We start from the raw sequence: 23,564 nt of genomic DNA, 5'->3' as shown, positions 1-23,564 counted from the left end.
AAAAACTCATTAATTCTCCAGTTTTATATACCTTCTAATAATTCGTCCAATATTCTGTACCATCGGTCGGCATCGTTTGCGTAGTGGAACGTCTTGTTTCGGCTTGAGTGCGCCTTTGGGTCGAGGGACGCTCCCATCCTTCCAGTAAAACAACATGTTGGGTACCCGAATTGTTTTCCCAAGTGATGTAGCGCTCCTGTTCCATATGTCGCAAGGCGACTGTAATTTCAGCGTCTCGCTTGCCCGTTTTTACGGTCAATTCCGCCATTGTAGGCATGTGGCGATGCTGGGCGAAATAATTATACAAAATACGTAGCAGCTTTCGTTCCAAATCTGGCAACATCGTCTTCCCTCCTACAAAGAACATATGTTCCCATTATAACACATAAAAATGCACCCTCCTACTGGAAGATGCACTGGGCTTGTATTCCCATGTTGAATTCAGTTTTTTTCCTTCTCTTGACGACCGACAGAGCGCAGCCACCAAGCGACTCCACCAACACTTCCAAGTGCCAGAACCGTTAAGAAAATAATATAGAACAAATGAAATGCACGATCACTCATGGCAATCGCCTCCCTTACTTTATGTATACACTTTCCAGCTAAGCCTGTAAACCTCTTTTTGATCCCACATTCTAAATTTCCCCAAGAACTCGACAATAGATACTTGCTTGAGATCCATCGGTGCATACTAACTAAAAATGGTTAATACCAAATATGAGACAGACCAAGGAGGTTATCGAATATGAAATTCCTATTGATCGTGATCATCGTCGTGCTGATCGTTGTGTTGCTTATGAGAAGACGCAGATAAGCGGAGACATCCTGCATGGTTAAAAAGGAATACAAAAAGGGCTTTCGGCACATCACCGAAAGCCTTTATTCATATGAGGTTAGGGCTAAATTACGCCTTGTTCTTCTTGCTATATTTAATAAAAGCAATTACAAGCGCAACAGCAAACAATATTCCGCTGACTACCCATGTTGTCAGAAATGCCATACCCAAACCCACATTAGACCCCATCGTCGGGTGCTGCATGGCAGTAAACACCGAGCCCTGCATCATAAATATGGTACAGAATAAAACAACGGGCGCCAAAATAATCGTGCTTGCCGTCTTCCGACTACCAGATACTGCGATCACGCACAGAGCGGAAATCACCAAGATTACCCAATATATAACTGCTTCCCAAATCACTGAAGTGCCCACTGTTCAACCTCTTTTCTATCCATTCGTATATGCCTCTTCTATTGTAACAGACGTCACACAGTGAACCAAGCCATAATTTGATCAGAAAAGGGGTAAACTCTGCGAATAACGTAAATAATGTACAGTAGCAATCCTACATTAAAGACAGGAAAGGAAATGATTCCATGAGAAGTGCAAGCCCTTTTGTCATTGTAAACGACGTGCAGCAGTCAATTGACTATTACCAATCGGTTTTAGGCGGAAAAATCAAAGTGCTAAACAAGCAGGAAGGCAGACTCTTGCACGCTGAACTTCACCTGGGTAGCAGTCATATCCATTTTTCGGATTCCTACGGTAAGCCGCTGAAAGCACAGCATGTACAAATCATTCTCGACTGTGAAAGTGAGGACGAGCTTAAGCAGGCTTACCACGCACTAGCAGAAAAAGGTACCGTTACCGTGGAGCTACAAGATACTTTCTTTGGTGCGCTGCACTGCGAAGTAACAGATCACCTCAACCAGATTGGATGGGTGATGAACTATTTTAAGAGATGATCACGTTCAGCCATAACCGAATACGTCTTATAGCCACCATCAACGTTCCTCACCCGATAACCGTATTGGATCAAAATTCGGGCCGCAATATAGCCTCGCAGACCAACTTGGCAGGATACCGCGATCTCCAGATCACTAGGGATTTCCGCCATCCGCTCTCTAATCTCGGCCAGAGGAATATGAATCGAACCTGGAATGGCTCCTGCCTGTAGCTCCACTGCATCCCTAACATCAATAATAAGACCACCCTTTCGGTGAAAATCATCAACTTCATGCCACTGTATCGTTTGGACCAGCCCATCCATGATATTCGAAGCCACGTAGCCCGCCATATTCACAGGGTCTTTTGCTGAAGAATAGGGAGGTGCGTAAGCAAGTTCAATATCAGCCAGTTCTCGGACGTTCAAATGACCACGAATAGCCGTCGCAATGACATCAATTCTTTTGTCTGCTCCATCAGCTCCAACAGCCTGCGCCCCATAGATCATCCCATTCTCGGGATTAAAGAGCAGCTTCATAGCGATGGGTGATGCGCCAGGATAATAACCAGCATGCGAACCGGGATGAATATGAACAGCCTGATAAGGAACACCCAGCCGCTGTAATGTTTTTTCATTATTACCTGTAGATGCTGAAGTCAATGCAAAGGTCTTAATGACGGATGTTCCGAGCGCCCCATCATAAGAAATTGTCTGACCGTTAATATGATCTGCTGCCAAGCGCCCCTGACGATTGGCTCCCCAAGCTAGCGATACCATCGTTGCAAACCCATGATTGCGGTCCTTGACCTGGATGGCATCCCCCACCGCATAAATGGCCGGATCGCTGGTTTGCAGTTGGGCGTTGACCAGGATGGCGCCGCGAAAACCAAGTTCCAATCCGCTTTGCTTGGCCAACTCATTTTCAGGAACAACACCGATCGCCAGAATAACCATGTCCGTCTGAAGTACACCCCCGGAGGTCAAACGAAGTTGTGCACCCTGCTCTTCAAAAGCCGTGACTCCTTCCTCTAAACGCACCTCCACCCCGTTCAGTCTCATATGCTGTTCTACCCATTTGGCCATTTCAGGGTCCAGCGGATTCAATAATTGTTGTCCCATATCAATAATAGTTACTGCAAGTCCACGCTCCCGCAAATTCTCGGCCATCTCCAGCCCAATAAATCCGGCCCCGATCACCGTGACATGCTGGGGATGTCCTTCATCTACATATGCTTTAATGACGTCCGTGTCATGAATGTTTCTTAATGTAAATACATTCACAGCTTCATGTAATCCGGGAATGTCCGGTATCATCGGTTTGGCTCCCGGCGACAATACTACAATATCGTATGGCTGCTCATCTGTTTCCCCTGTAACCATATCGCGGAAATGGACGAGCTTCTGCTCGCGGTCTATTTGTATCACTTCTTTCAGTACCCTTACATCTATATTAAAACGGTCTCTTATCCCTTGAGGTGTCTGGAGAAACAGCTTCTCCCGCGCATGGATTGTCCCGCCAATATAGTAGGGAAGGCCACAGTTCGCAAAAGAAACATGCTCTCCGCGTTCAAACAGAGTAATCTCGTCTTCCTCATTCCATCTACGCAATCTCGCAGCAGCAGAAGCTCCACCTGCTACCCCGCCAATAATAACTATTTTTCTACCCACTTCTTCCCCTCCTTATATACCCTATGGGGTATAATATATACCTATGGGGGTATGTTGTCAACACGCAAAAAAAGACGGAGGTTGCCCCCCGCCTGATCAACCCTGAACGAATACCGATCTGGGTCGAAAAATCACTTGCGATGCTACACGAATGCTCTGTCACACTTAGTCTAAGAAGAGTCTACTGCTACTACTGCTGGCTGGCCGCGATCGCCTGCTCCAGATCATACAATATATCGTCTATTGCTTCTGTCCCGACAGATAGGCGTAACAGCTCCGGTTTGACTCCGGCAGCAACCTGTTCTTCCTCATTCAACTGCTGGTGCGTTGTGCTTGCCGGATGAATAATCAAAGACTTGGAATCACCTACATTCGCCAAATGAGAAAATAGCTTTACATTCGCAATTAGCTTGCTTCCCGCCTGGCTTCCACCTTTAATACCAAAGGTCAGGATTGCTCCTTGTCCTTTCGGCAAATACTTTTGAGCTAATGCGTAGGACGGGTGGCTCGGCAACCCGGTGTAGCTGACCCACTCCACATCCTTGTGGCCTTCGAGATATTGCGCTACCTTCAAGGCATTTTGACTATGTCTTTCCAGCCGCAGATGAAGTGTCTCCAAGCCTTGAAGCAGCAGCCATGAATTGAACGGAGAAATGGCAGCTCCCAAGTCCCGTAGCAATTGCACCCGTGCCTTGATAATATATGCGATAGGTCCCACCGCCTCGGTGTAAACAACTCCGTGGTAGCTCGGGTCCGGCTCAGTCAGCCCCGGGAAACGACCACTCGCTTTCCAGTCAAACTTGCCGCTGTCCACGATCACCCCACCAATAGACGTACCGTGTCCGCCAATAAACTTCGTTGCCGAATGCACGACAATGTCCGCTCCGTATTCAATAGGACGCAATAAGTAAGGACTTGGGAACGTGTTATCCACAATCAGCGGAATACCATATTCGTGCGCAATCGCCGCTACTGCTTCCACATCCAGCACATTGCCCTGTGGATTGCCAATCGTTTCGGCAAAGATGGCCTTCGTTTTATCCGTAATGGCATGGCGGAAATTCTCTGGATCATCCGAATCGACAAAATGCACCTTAATACCCAACTTGGGCAGTGTGGTAGAAAACAGATTATATGTACCGCCATACAGGCTGGAGGCTGATACAATTTCATCTCCAGCTCCCGCAATGTTCAGAATGGAGAAGGAAATCGCCGCCATTCCCGAAGCTGTGGCCAACGCGCCAGCCCCGCCTTCCAGTGCTGCAATCCGTTGCTCGAACACATCCGTGGTCGGATTCATCAGACGCGTATAAATGTTGCCGAATTCTTTCAGCGAGAACAAATCAGCCGCATGCTCGGCATCCCGAAATCCATATGAAGTGGTTTGGTACAACGGAACGGCGCGGGAAAAGGTAGTAGGATCAATCTCTTGTCCGGCATGGACAGCGAGAGTTTCGAATGACAGCTTGCGTTCTTCTGACATGATTATTTCCTCCCTTGTTATACGTGCTGTATGAATCGTCTCTTCCTGTATGCGTAGTCATGGATGATTTTTCAATTATTCTCGCACAAAAAGAACGATTTGGGAAGAAAATTCTCATTATTCAGGTAGGATATTATCATTTTATTTAAAGCATCAGGTTTCGGATCGAAAGGTTTTGCCCAAATGCTCACCCAGACCAAAATAATGGCGGAAATTATAGATGAGCGGACTCCACTTTGTCGGATCAATATGGTTCTCGCCGAGGATGATATCCTGATGAACATGCACCTGTATGGCTTGAGTTTCGACGATAGCAAAATAAGGAGAATGGTCAGGAATTCTTACATCCCTCACCTTGGCTTCAATTTGAATAGGGCACTCCCTAATTCGGGCAGGCTTGACCCTATTCGACTCAATCGAAGTGAGTCCGCTGATCTCATACTTATCTTTATGGTACATAAATCCATGTCCCTTTTTTTCCGCTGGAACAGGATTCTTACCTGTATAAGGAGCCAAACGTTCTACATTTTCCCACATGGAAGGTCCCGGAACATTGATTACACATTCGGGATGCCGCTCCATATTTTCTAATGCTTTGCCACCTGTTCCAATGCCTAGTACCACACAATCTCCTAATGCCCACGAGGAGGAAATCGGGCTAATATTGGTCGTTCCATCCTCATTCACCGTATTGAGTAAAATCACAGGGGTTCCGTAATATAAAATGCTAGGGTTAATCGTTTTAACGTCTGGGCTATGATTCATTCCATTCATCTGATTTATTGGGTTCATTATCTCTTCTCCTTCTATTCAGATCTGCCTCCCTATTGTAAAATATAAATATTTCAACCTTCATCGAAGTATGGATTACAAAGGGGGATAACCGTGCCATGAGCACCAAGTCAAATGTAGCTATGATTGCTTCTCTTGTTAGCGAGCCTTCTCGTGCAGCTATACTCACCGCTTTATTAGACGGCAGGTTCCACACGGCAAGTGAATTGGCCCATATGGCAGGCATCAAACCGCAAACGGCCAGCTTCCATCTGGCTAAAATGACCGAGGCACACGTCGTTACTGTGGAAAAACAAGGGCGTCACCGTTACTATGGCATTCAAGACCCCGAAGTTGCCCGGGTGATGGAGTCATTTTTATCCATAGCTCCACCTGTTCCAATCAAGTCATTCAAACAAGCCTCCGAAAACGAGGCCATACGGTTGGCAAGAACTTGCTACGATCATGTTGCGGGTCAATTAGGCGTACAGCTCATGAATTTTTTCATGCAAAAGGGGATTCTTTCCGAGGATCAGGACGGGCTTCATATTACGGACCAAGGAGAGACTTTCTTCACTGACTTTCAGATTGACCTTACAAAAACAAGACAAAAGCGCCGCTCCTTCTCACATAAATGCCTGGATTGGAGTGAACGACGCCATCACCTTGCCGGTGCTTTAGGAAGTGCTATTCTGGACAGATTATTCGAATTACATTGGATCGAGCGTCTGCCTACAACCCGAGCGATACGTATTACAGCCGAGGGTAAAAGAGGTTTTAAAGAGATATTTTCGATAGAGGTCGACTAGATCATCAGAGCCCTTTTATTTTTCGCATTACCTCAAATCAAGCAGACTGTTTGAATTGGGCAATAGCAATGGCGGAGTCCTGAAAGTTAACTCCTGTCGTAGTAAGCAGGATAAATTAAGAAGCTTTCCCGCTCTGATCCGCCGCTTTTGCCCCATCTGCCGGAGAAGGTTGAATGGTATTATGAAAAAAAGGTAGCCACAGCCACATACGTCTCCTTTTCATAGTCAATGATGTGTATACATATGACTAATCCGCATATCAAGACTGTGCGTTTCCCCAGAGTAATGAAACAGGTGTGGGCTGGATGAAGCTGTTCATTGATCAACCTCTCTTGAAGAACTCTACCGTTTCGTTAAATGATTGCTGAGCCGAATGTACGTTATATCGGGGAGAGTACGGATCACTGAATCCGTGCTGTCCGCTGAATTTATGTACCCGGATATTACGGTTATCTAAAATTGAAATGAGCTCATCCACATTAAATGATGGTTCTTCCTGTGGGAAAAAAAGCAGTGTTGGACAATGTGGAGTTATTTCTAAATAATTCCTAATACGAGAGCCATAGTATCCTACAATTCCATCAACATACTTTTCTTTACTACACAGCCAGGCAACCGTTGCCCCTATGCTAAAGCCGACGATAAATACCTTTTTATAGCGAGCTCGAATACTTAATAATAAACTTTCGATATGATAGAAAGAGCGTTCAAATCCTATATTTTTTATAAAATTGGTATAGGCACTTTCCTCTTGCGAATAGTCATAAGGCGTTTCTTTGCCTAGTAAATTTGGACAAATGACATCATAACCCTGATCTGATAATAGGCTACAAAAATTTTGTATATGCTTGTTAATCCCATAAATCTCATGCAGTACAACAATTAGGGTGCTCGACTTTTTATCTATGCTTATCATATTGTCCCCCTAACCAGTTTTGAATATGGGAAAATAATTCATCCGGATACGCGTATTTTTGCAGCAATAATTGTTTACAGTCCATATCTCTTTGCTTAGCTACCCACAGATCATTACGCAAAATTTGTTTAGCCACATATAGAGAGGCGAAGCAATACATATTAACAACCTGTAGATAAGCACCTTCAGATATCGGAGGAGTACCCGGGATCGTAGTGGTTTGAGGGATGATTTGGTTTCCATTTCCCATCTTATCGAACAGCATCCTAACCCCCCGCTGAAACCCTTCAGGAATACGCCCATTTTTGATTATATGATCCAGATCAGAAATATGACGGAATAGAAAATCAACCTCAGCCCCTTGGTCAAAGAGAACGAGTTTTTCCGGATCCCCTTTTGCCGTTCGAAACATAAAGCTGGTCCAAACTTTGCCGATGTTTAGTAACCATTGATCATTTTGAAGATAGTAATCTGGATTCGTTGAAAAGACGACTACATCCAAGTCAGAAAACTCATCAAAAGGCTTGTCCTCTCTTGCCCGGGACCCAACGATATAAACCGCAATAATTTCCTTATTAGAGATTCCCCATTCGGATATACGCTCCTCAAGCACTTCGTAAGCATTATTCATTACAATATATCCTCCTTTTTTAGAAAACATTATATCCAATCCAATAATTACGGTATATATTTTTAGTTAACATTCAAAGGAATGCTGCCTGATATACACCATTCATCAAATCAATTTCCCAATCTTCATCCTGTGATATAATTCTTTCAATATTACAGTTTGGAAGGATGGTGCAGATGTCGGAGCAGCGAGTATACATCCGGTTCTCTGAGGAGACGGACGCCGCAGAGTTGGCAGCAATGTACAAGCGCAATCGAGAATTCTTTGAGAAGTTTTCGCCAAACAGCCAAGAGAAGTACTATACGGAGGAGCACCAGCTCCAGACGATTATTAAAAGCAAGGCCGACATGATGGAAGACCGGAAATATTCCTTCGTGGTATGCCACAAGGAGGACGACCGGATTATAGGCAGCATAAGCCTATCTTTTGTGGTGAGAGGACCGCTTCAGAGCTGTATGATCGGATACAGCCTAGATCAAGCATATAACGGCAAGGGCTATATGACGGAGGCGGTGAAGCAGGTGGTTCGCTATGCTTTCGATAAGCTAAAGTTTCACCGGATCTTCGGGGAAGCCTCTCCCCAGAATCCAGGATCCATACGTGTGCTTGAGAAGGCTGGCTTTCACAAAGAAGGCATCTCTCGAAGCAACGTAAAGATCAACGGAAAATGGGAGGATCACCAGGTTTTGGCGATTATAAATCCGTCAGAGGATATCTAGTTTAAAAGGAGGTTATTATGAAGTATCAATCCATCAAACTGAATGAAAAGTTATCTAAGTTTAGTGATCATTGGTCTCCGAAAGTTATTGGTGAAATGAATGACTATCAATTTAAATTGGTGAAAATAGTTGGGGATTTTGTATGGCATGATCATCAGGATACCGACGAGGTCTTTATTGTACTTGAAGGTGAGATGTTCATTGATTTTAGAGATGGACGGGTACAAGTTTCTCAGGGAGAGATGTTTATTGTACCTAAGGGGGTCGAACATAAACCTTTCGCCCATGAGGAGTGCCATATCATGCTAGTAGAGCCGAGGGGAGTGGTAAATACTGGAGGAGCAGAGTCAGAATTAACGGCAGCCAATGATACTTGGATTTGAATATATAGCAATAATTAGAAGTGAACAAGAAAAATTGAAGCTGATCGGAGATGGGGCGTATGCACTCCGTAGCTGTCTATTATTGCACTAAGCAACGGGCAGGGGGGATAGTTAAACAAAAATTTCGAGAAAGGAAGAGTATAGTGGATGATAAGAAACGCAGAATTTAAGAATAGTTATGCAGGATGGCGAGAAGTAGAAATAAAGGATTCCTCTCTAGGCATTACATTTCCCATGATGGTAATGTATCCAACGGACGAACCCGAACAAATAGAGCGATTGGGTCCATACCAGTTAGAGTTGGCGAGAGAGGCAGGGCCATCGGAAGGAAGGTTCCCTTTGGTTATCATCTCTCACGGTACTGGCAGTACACCGCTTGTGTATCGGATTTTGGCGCAGTATTTAGCACGTAATGGTTTTATTGTCGGCATTCCAGAGCATCCATTTAACAATCGAAATGATAATAGTCTGGAAGGGACTGCCCAGAATCTTATCTATAGACCTAGACATCTTAATATGGCCACCGATTGGTTTTTCGATAGTATGCTGTTCAAGGACAATTTGATACAGAATGCTGTGTCGCTCATTGGACATTCCATGGGTGGTTATACGGTATTAGCAGCGGCAGGTGGCGTGCCGACTTCTTTTCCTCACGAGACCTCGGACGGAAAGCCCCAGCTTATAGAGGTTACACCAGATTACCGAGTAAAATGCCTCGTTTTACTAGCGCCAGCGTCGGTCTGGTTTCGAGCTGAAGATAGCTTGCGTACGGTTAATCTACCTATCTTAATGATGGATGCAGAGAAGGATCAGTACACTCCTTCTTTACACGCGCGTATAATATTGGATGGCGTGCTGGACCCTAAGAAGGTACAATACAAAACAGTAAAAAACGCCGGACATTTCTCCTTTCTGAGTCCTTTCCCGAAATCGATGAGGACTCCAGCCTTTCTCCCATCGCAAGACCCTCCCGGCTTTGATCGCGAACATTTCCATAGGGGACTTAATGCTGACATATTGGATTTTCTATATGCTCATACACGTTAGTTGGATGACAACAGCGGCTGTCTAAGACTTTATCTTTCAAGTCTTGGTCCGCCGCTGTTTGATTTTTTGTTCAGTCTAAAGCTTTATTTCCACTGGATATTTTACAGAAACTGTGTTCTTTTGGCTGGGCTCTCTCAGTGCATGATTTCTCTCTTATTCACCTTAACACCTGATAAGGATTGATCAAACATATCGAGAATAAAAAGGAACCTCTCAGCTTCACGAAATACATGATCGGCTAATAAAGGATGGATAATGCTTTTTATTCGGCACTCGTCGATTAAATCACGCGCTGTTTTCTTAAAATCACGCAAGGACTTCACAGAGACACGGTTCTCATCAACAAATTGACTCAGGAGTGGAACGGTTTGTGACTGTGGTCGCATATGACTTAGGTCAATCGCTTGAAACATTAGCATATCAAAATCATTACTAAACTCCCTAGCTTGTTCAACCAGTTTACGTTCGGATGGATCAAGCAAATGGCCTATAAATTTTGCGTGATCGGCCATGATTTTTAAGAAAAATACATTTTCGTCAATAATAGCATCAGGTAAGGGTTCAAGTGTTCCTGAATTCAGTTCTCCTAAACGGTTTCTGAAATAATTTGCTTCCCGACTTACGTGATCTACCAGTAAAGGAAAATTGGTTTGTCCAGGAAGCTTGCATTGTAATATAAGGCCCAGTACCATCCTCTTAAATGCCCAAATATTCGTCGCCGCATTCTGAACTTCCGTATTAAACTCTTTGATTGTATAAGGATCTGTCTTGTTATTAAATTCATGCGACCTTTTCTCGATATCCTCGAAAATAGCGTAAAACTGATTGGCTTCTGTTTTAAGTTGAGTATCTTCCGCTCTAAAACCTAACCCCAGAAAAAAGGAATGCTCCTTCATAATCCTCGACCAAAATCGTATTTCATCTAATGAGCGCGCTACGAATGCATCCAATCATATCCCTCCTCTATGTGAGCAAAAAGCACTTACTTAGTCATATGGGATATGCCAGGTCATTATGAATGATGAAGTTCCAAATCTCATACAAATCTAATTTTGAAGTTGAGCTATTGTGACTCGTAACTCTGTTGCCTTATTTATGTACCTGAAATATTTCTTCATACTGGCTAATGACCGTCAAAGTTATTAGATCTTTTAGAGTTTTCTCCTTTTCATACTTTCGACGACCTAGGTTCCCCTGAAACAAATTAAATTCCATAATAATACTCATATTTGAATTTATATCATTTAATGTTTGGACATTTCTCCCAATCTAGTTCTATAATTCACTTGTTATTACATATATTTAGGAGGAAGTCATGAACAATATTATATTCAAAAAACTAGGAACAATAGTGTTAGCCCTTCTCATTGGAGCTTCGGTGTTCTCATTGTTCCCTACCGTTACAAACGCAGAGACTACAAATGTGACTTGGACAAATGGATCTTTAGTAAGGATTCTTGGGAGTAACGGTGATGCCGACAAAGCAACTATTGGGAAAGCTTCAGGCAAATGGTTCTGGGAAGTAAGCGTAAATGATAATAGGTACGATTCTATAACTTTAATAGGAATTACTGGGGAAACAGGTACACTACCCACATCGTCATGGGAAATGATGGCTAAATATGGCTTGGATGGTCAACTGTTAATTAGAACAAAAAACACATCAAACAATATTCAAAGAACTCCTTATGGTAGTATGTTTGGCAGCAATGACGTGATTGGTGTAGCTTTAGATTTGGACAACGACAAAGTCACATGGTACAAAAATGGGGTTTCCCAAGGAACAAGCATTGCAAAACCTTCAGAGCTTGCTGGATCACAAGTGTTCCCACTAATCTACAATGGCAATGCATCAGAAAAAAAACTTACTGCTAATTTTGGAGCAAGCGCTTTTAAATATTCTGTACCAGAAGGTTTTTTACCTTATCAAGATTCGGATACATCTACAACACCTGATCCATCTACAAAGCCTGACCCGTCTACTACACCGGATCCATCCACTAAGCCCGATCCGTCTACTACACCGGATCCATCCACTAAGCCCGATCCGTCTACTACACCGGATCCATCCACTAAGCCCGATCCGTCTACTACACCGGATCCGTCCACTAAGCCCGATCCGTCGGATACAGATGGGGCCTCCCAACCAACTGGTGATCGTGCCATTCTCACTGTAACCATGGACAATGGGTTTGATAAAGAATTCGATTTGAGTAAAAAAGAACTGAATGCCTTCATCGCTTGGTATGACGCTAAAGATGCTGGTAGAGGTGCTTCTTTCTTTGCCATTGACAAGCACAATAACAACAAAGGTCCATTCAGCAATCGCAAAGACTACGTAATCTTCAACAAAATTCTCACATTTGAAGTAAGCGAATATTCAACTAAATAAACATATGAAGGGCTTCATGTCGGCTAACATGCCGATGAAGTCCTTCTTTATATTTACTTAATCTCGAAATCACGCCTAAACTGCTATAACTGGACGATACATTTTTTCTAGACTAAAAGTTTGCAAATCGTTCTTTAAACAAAAAAAGCACGGCTTCCAAAAAACCTGGAAGCTGTGCTTTGCTTATTTATTCAACATTAATATTCGATAATAAAGGTAACAAGATAAAATGAGCAACTACCTCAACCGATGAGGATACTCACAGGAGAATTCGTCATGTTAAAAAAAGCTCTATTCATTGCTCTACTTTCTGTAGCTCTAACAGCTTGTGGAAGCAATTTCAAAGAAGCAACGACAAGGTCTGGGTCTTCAAGTACATCCTTTGCTACTGAACAAACAGCAAGCAATGAAAATACTGCTCAGCAAGCTTCTACAAATCAGGTCACAGATAAACAATATTTATTTGCTGAATTCATGAAAGATGGAACCCCCATGTTAACAGAAGATCAAGCTTCTATGGAACAAACGTCTTATGACTTCATTGCTAAAAACAGTGACTTATTTCCTTCCACAGATAAAAGCAAAGTCATTAATCTAGTAGACAAATCCGTAACAACAAAACACTTAAATAAAAATTTGAACTTATACTTAAACAAATTTGTAAAAATAAGCGGCGATGTAATAGATATAGAAGAAGATAACATTCCTATAGGAACAACGGCTATCGTTTATATTAGTGATGAAAATGATAATACAGTAATGGCAGTTTATCCGGGAGCAAGTGGGGAAATTTTTGAAGGAGACGTTGCTACAGTTATTGGAGTTCCTATCGCTAATTTTTCATATGAAAATATTTCAGGTGGCTATACGAATACTACACTGTTAGCAGCTTCTTTTCTCACGAAAGAAAATCAATAAATTTTAATCATGCAAGCCCTTAAGCGAGTATTCAACTAAATACACAACGAGAGGGACTCTATCCGGCTAAATAAAGTGATTAGGAAATTGTTCAAATGCAAAAAGCTCTGCCGACCCTTAAGGTTAGCAGAGCTTTTTATCTAATCTAATTTCGGACAGAATGAAAGAAGGTCGTTCAACTTGATTGATGGGTCATTATCATACAATTCTTTTCGCAAAATTAAACCCAACATGATTTAAGGATGATAACCAAGAGGATATAGAGCACCAAAATAGCCGCTGTAGAAGTCCACACACCGCAAACAGCTGCACCTGCACATCCGCTCATAGCTTTAGCCCTCCTTTATTTGTCTTCATCTTAATATATGTGTAAATATGTTTTATGACCGGGCATTCAGGTAAACATAAAAAGCACTCCATTTACGCATGCCAGCGGAATATTAGGATACTTTCCGATCGCGTGCTGATAGCTTTGTTAATATGGAAGATGAGATATACACCGCGAAAAAGCCATGCTTAATAGTTCCTGATTGTAAATCTGATACTTACGGTTTTGATCCAACACCCAATTTGCAAATCCAACAGCTTTAGTGTAGCAATTATAATCATAGGGATTAATTTTAAACTCAAGAATATTCAGCATCATCTGGTTCTCTTCATCTGATAATTCCAAGCCCAACTGGCTAAACTGTCTTTGTCGAATTCTCCGAGCGGTGTCGTCTTGTATGGCTCTGTGCTGAATGGACACTTGTCCTTTATGTTGACGATAATACAATAAGCTTATAGGGAGGTTTGCTATTTGTACCTGAGAGGCTAATCGGTTCCACAGTTCGTAGTCTTCGGCATGAGGATAACTACTATCATATTGAATGTTTAGCCGATGTATCATGCTATTGCGTAATATTGTAGCAGGATGGCAGATACAGCAATGAAATAACAACCATGTTCTAATTTCTTCATGACTAGCCGGATTCACCTTAAGTGCCCCTCCACTAGAAGTAGTAAAAGCAGCACCACATACATCAATTAAGGGATTTTGATCCATGAATGATATTTGCACATCCAGTCGATCTGGCGTAGAAATATCATCGCTATCCATACGAACGATATATTCACCAGTTGCCCTATTGAATCCCTCGTTTAAAGTAGCAACCAAACCTTGATTGGTACTATGGAATATTTTAACTACTCTAGGATCTGTTATCTGTGAAATAACAAAAGCGGATCCATCTGTTGAGCCATCATCAATAATAATCAATTCAAAATCGGAATAGGTTTGAGCTAATATACTGTGGATCGCTTCCCAAACAAAGGACACAGTGTTATAAACTGGAAGTATAACTGAAGCTCGTGGCACAAGAAGTTCCCTCCATTCTACATTTTAAAATTAGAAAATATTATTTTGCATAAAAGCCAACTTCCCTATTTTTCTCGAAAACTATTTCTTCGAATGTTCATGCTCCAAGTATATGTATTGAAATATATTTTGAGGCGGCTTCTCGGTAAAAAAAGCTTTCCATAACAACCCTTTGGGGTAATTATAGAAAGCTAATCTGCTTAGTAGCGTCTATAGCGCTCACTTAAAATTTTTCAGGAAACTGTTTGACAATGCCTTCTGTCAGAATGTCCGCTAAATGATTCATATGGATCTCGTTTTTGTCGGTTGCTGCAATCTCCGCTCTCCAATCTCCTTTGATATAGTCAAGGACTAATTCCGTAATCAACTGAAGGTGCGTATACAGCATATCTTGTAACGTTTTAAACTGCCAGTTCGGATTCGTATCACTTAAAAATTTGGCGATATCGTCGGCGTTTGTATGCCAATCCGCCTCTAGCATTTTCACATCCGCCTGATTGCCCGCTTTGGCAGCCACTACAATTTTGCCTGCGATCAGAATATGCTCCCTCAGGAGATCAGCCAGCTTATTACCAGCGGCTTCCCCATAATAAGGCTTGATCAGATTGCCTATATCCTGCTGGTTCCGTAAAAGCCGGTCCAATACGTCCTTCTGATCTTGAAGATTAGATATGGCGCTGACAATATAGTTCCTCGTCCATATCGTATGGTCGATCCATACCTTCTGCATATCGCCTTTCAGTTGCACCATTTTGGAACTTAGGCAAGCAGATCCCTTCTCCTCCCCTACCTTCGCTTGCGCGATACTAACGGAGTTATGCTAAAAACGAGCGCCAAGGTTAACGGCAACAGCCATTTGTTTTTCAATTTTATCTACTCCTCTGTACGTTTGGAATAAAACAGGCTGTCTTATTATGGTTGAAATATCCGAAATTTTATACAGAGGATTAGTGATTATCTACAGCTTTCCATCATTGTGGGAGCCATGCGCGCTCAAGTAGTAACAAGACGAGACCGTTGCCTTAATGGTTTCTAAAATACTTATCTTTGTATCTAGCAGAATGATGATCTTTGACTTGGTTCCACTCTTAAGAATTCTAATTGCTGCTAAAAACTCTCAAGATATGCATTATCACATTAGTTAGAAAATTGTTTCAATGGAACAAATAATCAAAGAAAATAACAGGAAATACCGATAATATGTATGGCAGATAAAAAGCAAATACCACAACCGATGTGGATATATGAGAACATTTAATAAATGAAAATAGTAAGTGTATAGAATTAAGTTCTAAATAACATAAGGAGAGTTAGAATGGAATATATGATAGAAGTATTCATGGGCTTGTTTGCACTAATTCTTATATTATATCCTTTCAAAGTACTGGTACGATGGTTATTAGGATTCTTAAATTTTAAAAATGTCGTCACTTCCTTTATTACTTTTGGCACGCTTGCATTGTCGTATCTAATATTTATTACAGTTAGATCACAATCAATAGAGGATATATTAAAAGGAGCTTCGATTGCCATACCTGTTTTTGTACTATACTTAATAATTGATCTTCAAAAAAGTAATGAACATAGTAAATTTATAAAATTTATTCATCATCTGGCGGTAAGGATTATTGTCTCTGTCTTTACTTTTATTTTGGTTTTGTCTTTCTATTATCAACAATTAGATGACATTTTCTATATAAAGTCATTTTTGATTGCTATAGTTTATATGTTCGTCATTCTTAGACGGAGAACTAAGAAAGTAACAAGAAAAGTTAAAAATAACGAAGAGAAGGAAACTGCATTACCCACTACTCCATAAAACAGTAAAGATACTCTGACGTTTTAAGTAAGTGAGTAATCAAATAAAGACTCTTATGGCAATATATTAGCGGAGTCCTTTCATTTACTCTAAATTCACATTGATCACGGAAAAATAAGATTAGTTAATCTTAATAGCTATTCGGTGATCGGTGTGTTGAATCTAAAAGTAAACAATCCCCGCTGACCAAGTATGGTTAGCGGGGATTGTTTGGTTGTTTTGAGTTGTTGTTTACGATTATCTTTTACTGTGGTTTTCAGGCTCGCGACGTTTTAAACCTGCCAATCCAATTAATCCCAACAAACCAAGCCACCCCCAATTATTATTATTATCGTTATCATTAGTAGTAGTTAGCATTTGTGTTCTACCATTGTCGTTTGTGCCCATATTGTTTTGACTGTTTTCAGCAAATGCTACTGCCGCTCCAAAGCTTGAAATCATTAATGCAACAACAGCCATTATCTTCATTTTTTTCAACATACCTAAACCACTCCTTTAAATTTGTGTTTGCAATCAATTTTTTAATGTATTTAGCATGCCAATTGAACTTATTTCTTATACACACATTAAATCTTCACTACTGGGAATCATAAATTTGTACATCATTAAAATTAAAAAAGGAGTGGTGTTTATAATGGGTATCCTAAGCGGGAATCCAAAAGACGAGCCCATGCATTACGGAGAAGTTTATAGTGTATGGCAGTTTTCAGCGTTAGCGAAAGGCAGCGTTTCATTTTACCAAGCATGTTTAAACCACGCAGGAGACAAAGAACTCAAAAAAATACTGGATGATCTTATTGATCAAGCTAAACTGGAAATCCAAGAATGCGACGCAATGCTTACTGATAATGGGATTGCCCCAGCTCCTATTTTGCCTGAAAGACCCCCTGTGAAACTTGAGGATATCCCGGTTGGTGCAAGGTTTACTGATCCCGAAATCGCAGCTAAAATCGCATTAGATACCACTGTAGGATTGACATCTTGCAGCCAAGCTATGGGTCAATCCATTAGAGAAGACATCGGGGCTTTATTTGCGAAATATCATCTAACTAAGACTGCTTTGGGAGTTCGTATTTTAAAAATGAATAAAGAAAAGGGTTGGCTAATCCCCCCCCCTCTTCAATTAAAAAGACCTGAACCAGTTAAAGCCTAAATTTCCAGTACGATTCCTCAACACACTGTTCCCCTTAGATTGTTCAACAAAAATCCCCGCCGACCAGTTAAGGTTAGCGGGGATTGGTTTTGTTACGTTTAAGCACCTCCGATGGTAACGTAAGGCTGAATACTATTGTGTTGGTTAAGGGCTTGATCCGGCACAGTAACAATAAACAAAAAGCTACATCCACACCTTTTCCATAAAATTAAAAAATGCTGCTTTGGTTTCAGGAGCCGCATAATCCCGAAAATGTAAAAACAAACCCAAACAGTTTATAAAACAAGTCTCATTATTTAGTGTATGATAACTTACTAATGAATACATCAAATGTTTAAAACCATCAATGTAAGAACCTCGATGTAAATAATAATAAGATAACTCGTAACCAAACCACGCGATATAATCCGGTATCACTTGTTGGGTATACATATCATCTGATGATAGTTGCTGTTGTGCAAAAGCATTTATTTCGGCTTCAAATTGCTGAAGTATACCTTCTACATCTATACTATATTGGTTTGCTGAAATTATAACATTCAACAGTTTTGAGATTTTCTCATTCTCGTTAGTGGCGGATGTTGCTGCAATATATTCAACATAATCTTGAAGCACACTTATATCTCCTGACAACAGTTTATAACTGAGACCAGAGGAATATAAGCATTTAGAAAGTTGGCAGAGCAATCGTCAACAACAAAGAAATTTATAAAATTATGCTACTCAAGTCTCAAGACCTATTCACCAAATAAATTTAAAATTGAATAGATTGTTTTACAATTAACATTGGTATGCGGCGAAGAGGGAATTTAATCGCCCGGAAAAGGTCAGTTGTTCTCTCTCCTATTCAGACATCTTACAAAAGAAGAGCACGTTAAATTACTCAGTCGGGGGAATCACTATTTTGAGAAAGCTATCATTCTTTATTTCCATTATTATGTTGGGTGCAATGTTGTCCGCTTGTTCTGCCATTACATCCACCGTGGATCAAGCGACTGCAGGCGTTACGTCCGGCGAGAGCAAAGAAATCGAAAAATACAATGCGTATGTGAGGCTGAATAACTTGATGACAGGCAGAATCAATGAGGTTCTGGTTCATTATTTCGAGAAGTTCGGAGTGGATACACAGCCTGTAATCGAGAAGAACTTCAGCTTCATCATGCTCGGCGTTGCTGAAACTGAGCGGGAAGTTATTGATAAAGCGAACGGCTATACCGCAAGCCAACCTGCTTTTGCGAACGCAGATCCCGTAGTGATCAAACTGACACCGGTCATCAATGATCTGTTGTCCGTCCTGGACGAGATGAAAGCCTACTATGATACAAAAGGCTACGTGGATGATGACTTCGCAAAAGGAAAACAGCTGCATACCAAGCTGGTAAGTGCCAATCTCGCTTACGAGACTGTCTCCAAACAATACTTCACGGCTATGCAAAAATTGGGTAACGAGCAGCGTCTGGCTGAACTGCAAAAACTCAAGGATTCAGACCAGCAGATCAGGTATAATGCCTTGAAGTTCATGATAGATGCCGAGGCTACGGCCATTGAAATGGATGAGCAGGGTATCACCGCCGACAATGTGCTGCAGCTTGATATGACGAAGTTTAAAGCCAAATACGACATTATGACCGCAGATCTAAGTGCGCTCATGACAATCTCAAAAGACAAGAATCGAGTTCAAAAAGAAGGGATTAACAGCTTCAGTATCAGGAACTATGTTGACTCAGCCACTGAGGCAAAAGCGGCTGCTTCAAAAATTATTGAACGCATCAATAAGAAGGAACCTGTATCTGATTCTGACCTGAACGGCCAGTTCCTGAACACTACGGATGGCACACCTGAGAATTTCAATTATAAGCTAAGCAAGGCAGTCGAACGATATAATGAAATAAATTAAGCGTATCTAACGATAGGAGCTGCGAAAACAAATACGGAGTTCCGATAACGAACAAGCTCTGCCAACCATAAGGTTAGCAGAGCTTGTGCTTTAAAATCCTCCAATGGTAACTTGAGGGTGAATGCTATGATGGTGGTTAAAAGCTTATCCGGCACATTAACAATAAGATTTAAAAATGCTGCTTTAATTTCTGAAACCGCATAATCCTGAAAGTGTAAAAATAACCAACCTTACTTCTCAAAGCTGGTAATCATCCGAAGATCGTTCAAGAGCGACTTGGACATTCGTCTATCAATGTAACTCTGGATACCTATTCACATGTTCTTCCGAATCTCCAAGAAGCGGTGTTAAAAAACATTGGCGATTCAATCACAGGAGAGAGCATTAGCACCGAAGAACCCACTTTATTAGACTAAAGGGTAGAAAAATGGTAGAAGAATCCTCAGTTCAATAAAAAAGCGCGACCTCCAAAAAGCTTGGAAGCCGCGCTGTGCTTGAGTTTTATAGAATGCTGGTGAAGGGAATTGAACCCCCGGCCTACGCATTACGAGTGCGTTGCTCTACCCCTGAGCTACACCAGCAGGTCAGTGTAACTGACAACAAAAACTATTATACTCTTAGTTACATAAAAATCAATCACTTACATCAACTTTTTCAACTAGGATTTGGATTTAGTTCGGTAACATTTCCTGTCGCGGTGCCAGATAGTTTCTCTGCGACGGAACGGAGCTTTTGGTGACTGGAGGAAGGTTTGTCACGGCGATCATCAATTTTGACCGAGGTGGAAACACGCTTCGCTCCTGACAGGAATGGTGCTTCGTGCAGCGCAGCAATGGCGGTGAATACATCGTCCAACGAACCTTCAATAATCGTACTCATGGAGGTAAGCTCATAGGTAATTCCTTTTTGCGTCTTCAACACTTTTTGCATCTGAGCAACGTAGTCGCTCAGGCTTGTACTCCCCGTTCCAATCGGGATCACTGTCACTTCTGCAATAGCCATCGCCAGGTTCCTCCCTAAAATTAAAATCGTCGCTTCTTTAAAAATCTAAAATTTCAGTCCGATAGAGCGAGCAGCCTTATTTCACAAAAAAAGTTCATATGTATGCTGCTTGTTTCTGTAGGAAACATCTTTATCATTCATTGTACCGTTCAAACTGTCTCAATTCAAATACAGCCCGCGACTTCTCTGTATATTTTGATTTTCCATTCCTTTTCCTTTACGTATGGCTTCGAATGTTGCTATAATACTCCTTGCACTTATTTGAAATTTTAAGTTTTTACACACAATATGTTGGGTTAAATATTCATAACACGTCTAAATATAGTGATGTAGCCGATAAATCGTACGGGAACCATCTTTTCCCCCTTCATTGGCAGGTACATCGCTATTTCTATGTTATTGGATTACATACAGCCCCCAAATGCTGTCTGACCATCGCTTTTTTCGCCATTATCTTCTCATCATGATCATTTTCATGCCTATTCCCAAGTATGATTCCAAATCAGGAAAGCGAGGAATTAATCCTATGCCACAACTCGTAACCAAACCAAACAATCGCCAGTTGGCTTTTGACGAAATACGCATCTCCGTATATGCCGACCGTGTACTCAGCGGACTGGACAAGCTGGATAAGGATCGACTCATTCGCGGTGTAACTAGCAAGCTGCGCCGGGACGAAGTCACGGGGGATGACATTAGCAACGCGTTTGCAATGGCTGCCCTTGAATTGGTTAGTAAGGAAGAACCGGACTGGAAATTTGCCGCTGCACGTGCTTTGCTCACTTCCTTGTATAAAAAAGCGGCTACTCACCGCCGTTACAAATCCTATGCGGACGAGCCTTACGGCGCTTTTTATCCACTGATCACTGATTTGGTCCAAAAAGGAATTTACCGTCAAGAACTGCTCGACTACTATACCAAGGAGCAGATTGATGAGTTGGGCGATTCCATTTTGCCGAAAAATGACCTGTTGTTCGATTATATCGGGCTGTTAACACTGTCTGAGCGCTATTTGGCCAACGATTTTGACGGACGCGTAATGGAACTGCCTCAAGAACGCTACATGATCATCGCGATGTACCTGATGCACCAAGAGCCTGCCGACAAGCGGATGGAGCTGGTCAAAGAAGCGTACTGGGCGATGAGCAACATGTACATGACAGCAGCTACACCAACTATGTCCAATGCCGGAAAAAAGGTGGCCGGACAGCTCTCCAGCTGCTTTATCGACACCGTAGACGACTCATTGGAAGGTATTTTCGACTCCAATACGGATGTAGCCCGTCTTAGCAAAATGGGCGGCGGCATCGGCGTATACCTTGGTAAAGTACGGGCGCGTGGCTCCGATATCCGTGGACATAAAAATACAAGTTCCGGCGTCATTCCGTGGATTCGCCAGTTGAACAATACAGCTGTTAGCGTAGACCAATTGGGTACTCGCAAAGGTGCAATTGCCGTATATCTGGACGTATTCCATAAGGACATCCTCGCATTCCTTGACCTGAAGCTGAACAACGGTGACGAGCGGATGCGTGCACATGACGTGTTCCATGGCGTATGTCTGCCCGATCTGTTCATGGAGCGGGTCGAAGCACGGGGCGAATGGAATCTGTTCTGTCCGCATGAAGTGAAGAAAGTAATGGGCTGGAAAGATGACAACGGTCGTCCACTGGGACTGGAAGATTTTTATGATGAAACCTTCGGTTCAGGTACCTTCCGCGAGAAATACGAAGAGGCGTCGCAGCATCCGATTCTCTCTCGTATTACGGTGCCTGCTATCGACATCATGAAGCGCCTGATGAAGTCACAACTAGAAACAGGTACGCCTTACATGTTCTACCGTGATACGGTAAACCGGGCCAACCCGAACCGCGCCCATGGTATGGTGTATTCCTCCAACCTGTGTACGGAAATTATGCAAAACCAATCTGCAACTGTAGTGGAAAAAGAAGAATTGGTCACCAAGGACGGACAAACACGCATCGTTATTTCCAAAATTCCTGGCGACTTTGTGGTGTGCAACCTGAACTCCATCCATCTGGCTCGTGCGGTTCCGGTAGGTGTGCTGGATCGCCTCGTGCCGATTCAGGTACGTATGCTGGATAATGTTATTGATATCAACAACATTGAAGTACTGCAAGCACAATATACGAACAGCCAATATCGCGCTGTCGGTCTGGGTACATTCGGACTGCATCATCTACTCGCACTGGAAGGTATCCGTTGGGAATCCGATGAAGCGGTAACCTATAACGATCATTTGTATGAAAAAATTAACTACCTGGCCGTCAAATCCAGCATGGAGCTAGCGAAAGAAAAAGGCCGTTATGCCAAATTCGAGGGCTCTGACTGGTCTACCGGGCACTATTTCACTTCCCGTGGCTATACAGATGGTACACGCGAAGGCAAATTTGTCACTACCTCCGAGTGGAGTGAGCTTGCAGAAGAAGTCCAACAAAACGGTGTCCGCAACGCATGGCTGTTCGCCATCGCGCCTAACGGTTCCACGTCTATTATTGCAGGCTCTACCGCCAGCATTGATCCATTGTATGAGCTGCTTTCCTATGAAGAGAAAACAACTTACAAGATTGCTAACCCTGCACCTGACTTGAACGAAAAAACTATCTGGTACTACAAGACGGCTTTCTTGCTGGATCAACACGCTTCGATCAACATGGCTTCTGCACGTCAGCGTCATATTGACCAGGGCCAAAGCTTTAACCTGTATGTACGGCCTGATATTAAAGCAACTGAATTTTTAGAGCTGCACATCCATGCCTGGAAATCAGGTATGAAATCGACCTATTATGTACGCAGCCGCGCACTGACGATTGAAGAATGTGATAGCTGCGCATCCTAAACTAAAGGAGAGAAG

At 42.3% G+C, this 23,564-nt stretch carries 24 protein-coding genes, 1 tRNA gene and 3 pseudogenes; 12 read left to right on the top strand and 16 right to left on the bottom strand.

All coding sequences use genetic code 11. From position 1 onward, the window contains the following. Window positions 1–34: 34 nt before the first annotated feature. The 3 genes from JOD82_RS12130 to JOD82_RS12125 all read right to left on the bottom strand — a co-directional run bounded on the left by JOD82_RS12130 (window position 35) and on the right by JOD82_RS12125 (window position 1,210). Window positions 35–343 (bottom strand): hypothetical protein, encoded by a 309-nt coding sequence (locus tag JOD82_RS12130; protein ID WP_029516002.1) that lies wholly within the window; start codon window positions 341–343, stop codon window positions 35–37. Window positions 344–441: 98 nt separating this feature from the next. Next, window positions 442–564, bottom strand: a complete 123-nt coding sequence (locus JOD82_RS29500) for a hypothetical protein (protein WP_256026045.1) — start codon at window positions 562–564, stop codon at window positions 442–444. Window positions 565–904: 340 nt separating this feature from the next. After that, window positions 905–1,210 (bottom strand): hypothetical protein, encoded by a 306-nt coding sequence (locus JOD82_RS12125; protein ID WP_238794843.1) that lies wholly within the window; start codon window positions 1,208–1,210, stop codon window positions 905–907. Between the two features lie 164 nt (window positions 1,211–1,374). Between JOD82_RS12125 and JOD82_RS12120 the strand changes: the two genes are divergently transcribed. Next, window positions 1,375–1,743: a VOC family protein gene (locus tag JOD82_RS12120; protein ID WP_069010799.1), complete on the top strand. Its 369-nt coding sequence runs from the start codon at window positions 1,375–1,377 to the stop codon at window positions 1,741–1,743. Here the strand turns inward: JOD82_RS12120 and JOD82_RS12115 are convergent. The 3 genes from JOD82_RS12115 to JOD82_RS12105 form a co-directional block, all read right to left on the bottom strand. Further along, complete coding sequence (locus tag JOD82_RS12115; protein WP_069010798.1) at window positions 1,728–3,392, bottom strand: CoA-disulfide reductase; 1,665 nt, start codon at window positions 3,390–3,392, stop codon at window positions 1,728–1,730. The genes JOD82_RS12120 and JOD82_RS12115 overlap by 16 nt on opposite strands. A gap of 190 nt (window positions 3,393–3,582) precedes the next feature. Then, window positions 3,583–4,875 carry a homocysteine synthase gene (locus JOD82_RS12110; RefSeq protein ID WP_039270330.1) on the bottom strand — a complete coding sequence of 431 codons (1,293 nt, stop codon included), beginning with the start codon at window positions 4,873–4,875 and terminating at the stop codon, window positions 3,583–3,585. A 153-nt stretch (window positions 4,876–5,028) separates the two neighbouring features. Beyond that, the gene (locus JOD82_RS12105; RefSeq protein WP_049816915.1) at window positions 5,029–5,667 is read right to left on the bottom strand and encodes a flavin reductase family protein; all 639 of its coding nucleotides are present in this window, start codon (window positions 5,665–5,667) and stop codon (window positions 5,029–5,031) included. A 98-nt stretch (window positions 5,668–5,765) separates the two neighbouring features. Here JOD82_RS12105 and JOD82_RS12100 point away from each other — a divergent pair, with 98 nt between their 5' ends. Then, window positions 5,766–6,455, top strand: a complete 690-nt coding sequence (locus JOD82_RS12100; RefSeq protein ID WP_029516008.1) for an ArsR/SmtB family transcription factor — start codon at window positions 5,766–5,768, stop codon at window positions 6,453–6,455. Window positions 6,456–6,777: 322 nt separating this feature from the next. Here JOD82_RS12100 and JOD82_RS12095 read toward each other — a convergent pair whose 3' ends face one another. Together JOD82_RS12095 and JOD82_RS12090 are read right to left on the bottom strand one after the other, a co-directional pair. Beyond that, on the bottom strand, window positions 6,778–7,371 hold the full coding sequence (locus JOD82_RS12095) for a dienelactone hydrolase family protein (protein ID WP_069010797.1): 594 nt from the start codon (window positions 7,369–7,371) through the stop codon (window positions 6,778–6,780). Beyond that, window positions 7,355–8,002: an aminoglycoside 6-adenylyltransferase gene (locus JOD82_RS12090; protein WP_069010796.1), complete on the bottom strand. Its 648-nt coding sequence runs from the start codon at window positions 8,000–8,002 to the stop codon at window positions 7,355–7,357. Before JOD82_RS12090 ends, JOD82_RS12095 begins: the two co-directional genes overlap by 17 nt. Before the next feature lie 176 nt (window positions 8,003–8,178). Between JOD82_RS12090 and JOD82_RS12085 the strand changes: the two genes are divergently transcribed. The 3 genes from JOD82_RS12085 (at window position 8,179) to JOD82_RS12075 (ending at window position 10,151) form a co-directional block, all read left to right on the top strand. Beyond that, window positions 8,179–8,721: a GNAT family N-acetyltransferase gene (locus JOD82_RS12085; RefSeq protein ID WP_069010795.1), complete on the top strand. Its 543-nt coding sequence runs from the start codon at window positions 8,179–8,181 to the stop codon at window positions 8,719–8,721. A gap of 17 nt (window positions 8,722–8,738) precedes the next feature. Then, complete coding sequence (locus JOD82_RS12080; protein ID WP_039270324.1) at window positions 8,739–9,104, top strand: cupin domain-containing protein; 366 nt, start codon at window positions 8,739–8,741, stop codon at window positions 9,102–9,104. A gap of 147 nt (window positions 9,105–9,251) precedes the next feature. Further along, entirely contained in the window at window positions 9,252–10,151 is a 900-nt protein-coding gene (locus JOD82_RS12075; protein WP_069010794.1) for an alpha/beta hydrolase family protein, read from the top strand. A 134-nt stretch (window positions 10,152–10,285) separates the two neighbouring features. Here JOD82_RS12075 and JOD82_RS12070 read toward each other — a convergent pair whose 3' ends face one another. Then, window positions 10,286–11,101, bottom strand: coding sequence for a DUF2935 domain-containing protein (locus JOD82_RS12070; protein WP_039270320.1), 816 nt, complete (start codon window positions 11,099–11,101; stop codon window positions 10,286–10,288). Between the two features lie 365 nt (window positions 11,102–11,466). Here JOD82_RS12070 and JOD82_RS12065 point away from each other — a divergent pair, with 365 nt between their 5' ends. Beyond that, window positions 11,467–12,543: an SPRY domain-containing protein gene (locus JOD82_RS12065; RefSeq protein ID WP_209949302.1), complete on the top strand. Its 1,077-nt coding sequence runs from the start codon at window positions 11,467–11,469 to the stop codon at window positions 12,541–12,543. A gap of 276 nt (window positions 12,544–12,819) precedes the next feature. Further along, window positions 12,820–13,461 carry a hypothetical protein gene (locus JOD82_RS12060; RefSeq protein ID WP_069010792.1) on the top strand — a complete coding sequence of 214 codons (642 nt, stop codon included), beginning with the start codon at window positions 12,820–12,822 and terminating at the stop codon, window positions 13,459–13,461. A gap of 220 nt (window positions 13,462–13,681) precedes the next feature. Here the strand turns inward: JOD82_RS12060 and JOD82_RS12055 are convergent, their stop codons facing one another. The 3 genes and pseudogenes from JOD82_RS12055 to JOD82_RS12045 form a co-directional block, all read right to left on the bottom strand. Beyond that, on the bottom strand, window positions 13,682–13,789 hold the full coding sequence (locus JOD82_RS12055; protein ID WP_023986758.1) for a hypothetical protein: 108 nt from the start codon (window positions 13,787–13,789) through the stop codon (window positions 13,682–13,684). A 147-nt stretch (window positions 13,790–13,936) separates the two neighbouring features. Then, window positions 13,937–14,818, bottom strand: coding sequence for a glycosyltransferase family 2 protein (locus tag JOD82_RS12050; RefSeq protein ID WP_029516018.1), 882 nt, complete (start codon window positions 14,816–14,818; stop codon window positions 13,937–13,939). 223 nt (window positions 14,819–15,041) lie between these two features. Continuing rightward, window positions 15,042–15,685 (bottom strand): annotated as a pseudogene (locus tag JOD82_RS12045) (glycosyltransferase). A 448-nt stretch (window positions 15,686–16,133) separates the two neighbouring features. Here JOD82_RS12045 and JOD82_RS12040 point away from each other — a divergent pair. Continuing rightward, window positions 16,134–16,637 carry a hypothetical protein gene (locus JOD82_RS12040; RefSeq protein WP_069010791.1) on the top strand — a complete coding sequence of 168 codons (504 nt, stop codon included), beginning with the start codon at window positions 16,134–16,136 and terminating at the stop codon, window positions 16,635–16,637. 237 nt (window positions 16,638–16,874) lie between these two features. On the opposite strand, the gene JOD82_RS12035 is transcribed toward JOD82_RS12040, so the two are convergent. Beyond that, window positions 16,875–17,117 carry a WGxxGxxG family protein gene (locus tag JOD82_RS12035; protein ID WP_069010790.1) on the bottom strand — a complete coding sequence of 81 codons (243 nt, stop codon included), beginning with the start codon at window positions 17,115–17,117 and terminating at the stop codon, window positions 16,875–16,877. Between the two features lie 154 nt (window positions 17,118–17,271). Between JOD82_RS12035 and JOD82_RS12030 the strand changes: the two genes are divergently transcribed. After that, window positions 17,272–17,790, top strand: coding sequence for a DUF3231 family protein (locus JOD82_RS12030; protein WP_069010789.1), 519 nt, complete (start codon window positions 17,272–17,274; stop codon window positions 17,788–17,790). A gap of 183 nt (window positions 17,791–17,973) precedes the next feature. Here the strand turns inward: JOD82_RS12030 and JOD82_RS12025 are convergent. Beyond that, window positions 17,974–18,432: pseudogene (locus JOD82_RS12025) on the bottom strand (transcriptional regulator); the annotation flags it as partial. Window positions 18,433–18,694: 262 nt separating this feature from the next. Between JOD82_RS12025 and JOD82_RS12020 the strand changes: the two are divergent. Together JOD82_RS12020 and JOD82_RS29145 are read left to right on the top strand one after the other, a co-directional pair. Continuing rightward, entirely contained in the window at window positions 18,695–19,687 is a 993-nt protein-coding gene (locus JOD82_RS12020; RefSeq protein ID WP_029516023.1) for a YiiG family protein, read from the top strand. Between the two features lie 227 nt (window positions 19,688–19,914). After that, a pseudogene (locus JOD82_RS29145) lies at window positions 19,915–20,103 on the top strand (tyrosine-type recombinase/integrase); the annotation flags it as partial. A gap of 93 nt (window positions 20,104–20,196) precedes the next feature. Here the strand turns inward: JOD82_RS29145 and JOD82_RS12015 are convergent. Together JOD82_RS12015 and JOD82_RS12010 are read right to left on the bottom strand one after the other, a co-directional pair. Beyond that, window positions 20,197–20,268 (bottom strand) — tRNA-Thr (locus tag JOD82_RS12015). A 73-nt stretch (window positions 20,269–20,341) separates the two neighbouring features. Further along, window positions 20,342–20,689 carry an MTH1187 family thiamine-binding protein gene (locus JOD82_RS12010; protein WP_013308518.1) on the bottom strand — a complete coding sequence of 116 codons (348 nt, stop codon included), beginning with the start codon at window positions 20,687–20,689 and terminating at the stop codon, window positions 20,342–20,344. A gap of 526 nt (window positions 20,690–21,215) precedes the next feature. Between JOD82_RS12010 and JOD82_RS12005 the strand changes: the two genes are divergently transcribed. After that, window positions 21,216–23,549: a ribonucleoside-diphosphate reductase subunit alpha gene (locus tag JOD82_RS12005; protein WP_209949300.1), complete on the top strand. Its 2,334-nt coding sequence runs from the start codon at window positions 21,216–21,218 to the stop codon at window positions 23,547–23,549. Window positions 23,550–23,564: the final 15 nt, after the last annotated feature.

It is taken from the genome of Paenibacillus sp. 1182, assembly GCF_017833915.1.
Lineage (GTDB): Bacteria > Bacillota > Bacilli > Paenibacillales > Paenibacillaceae > Paenibacillus > Paenibacillus polymyxa_D.
This window is presented reverse-complemented; position numbering and strand designations above follow the sequence as displayed.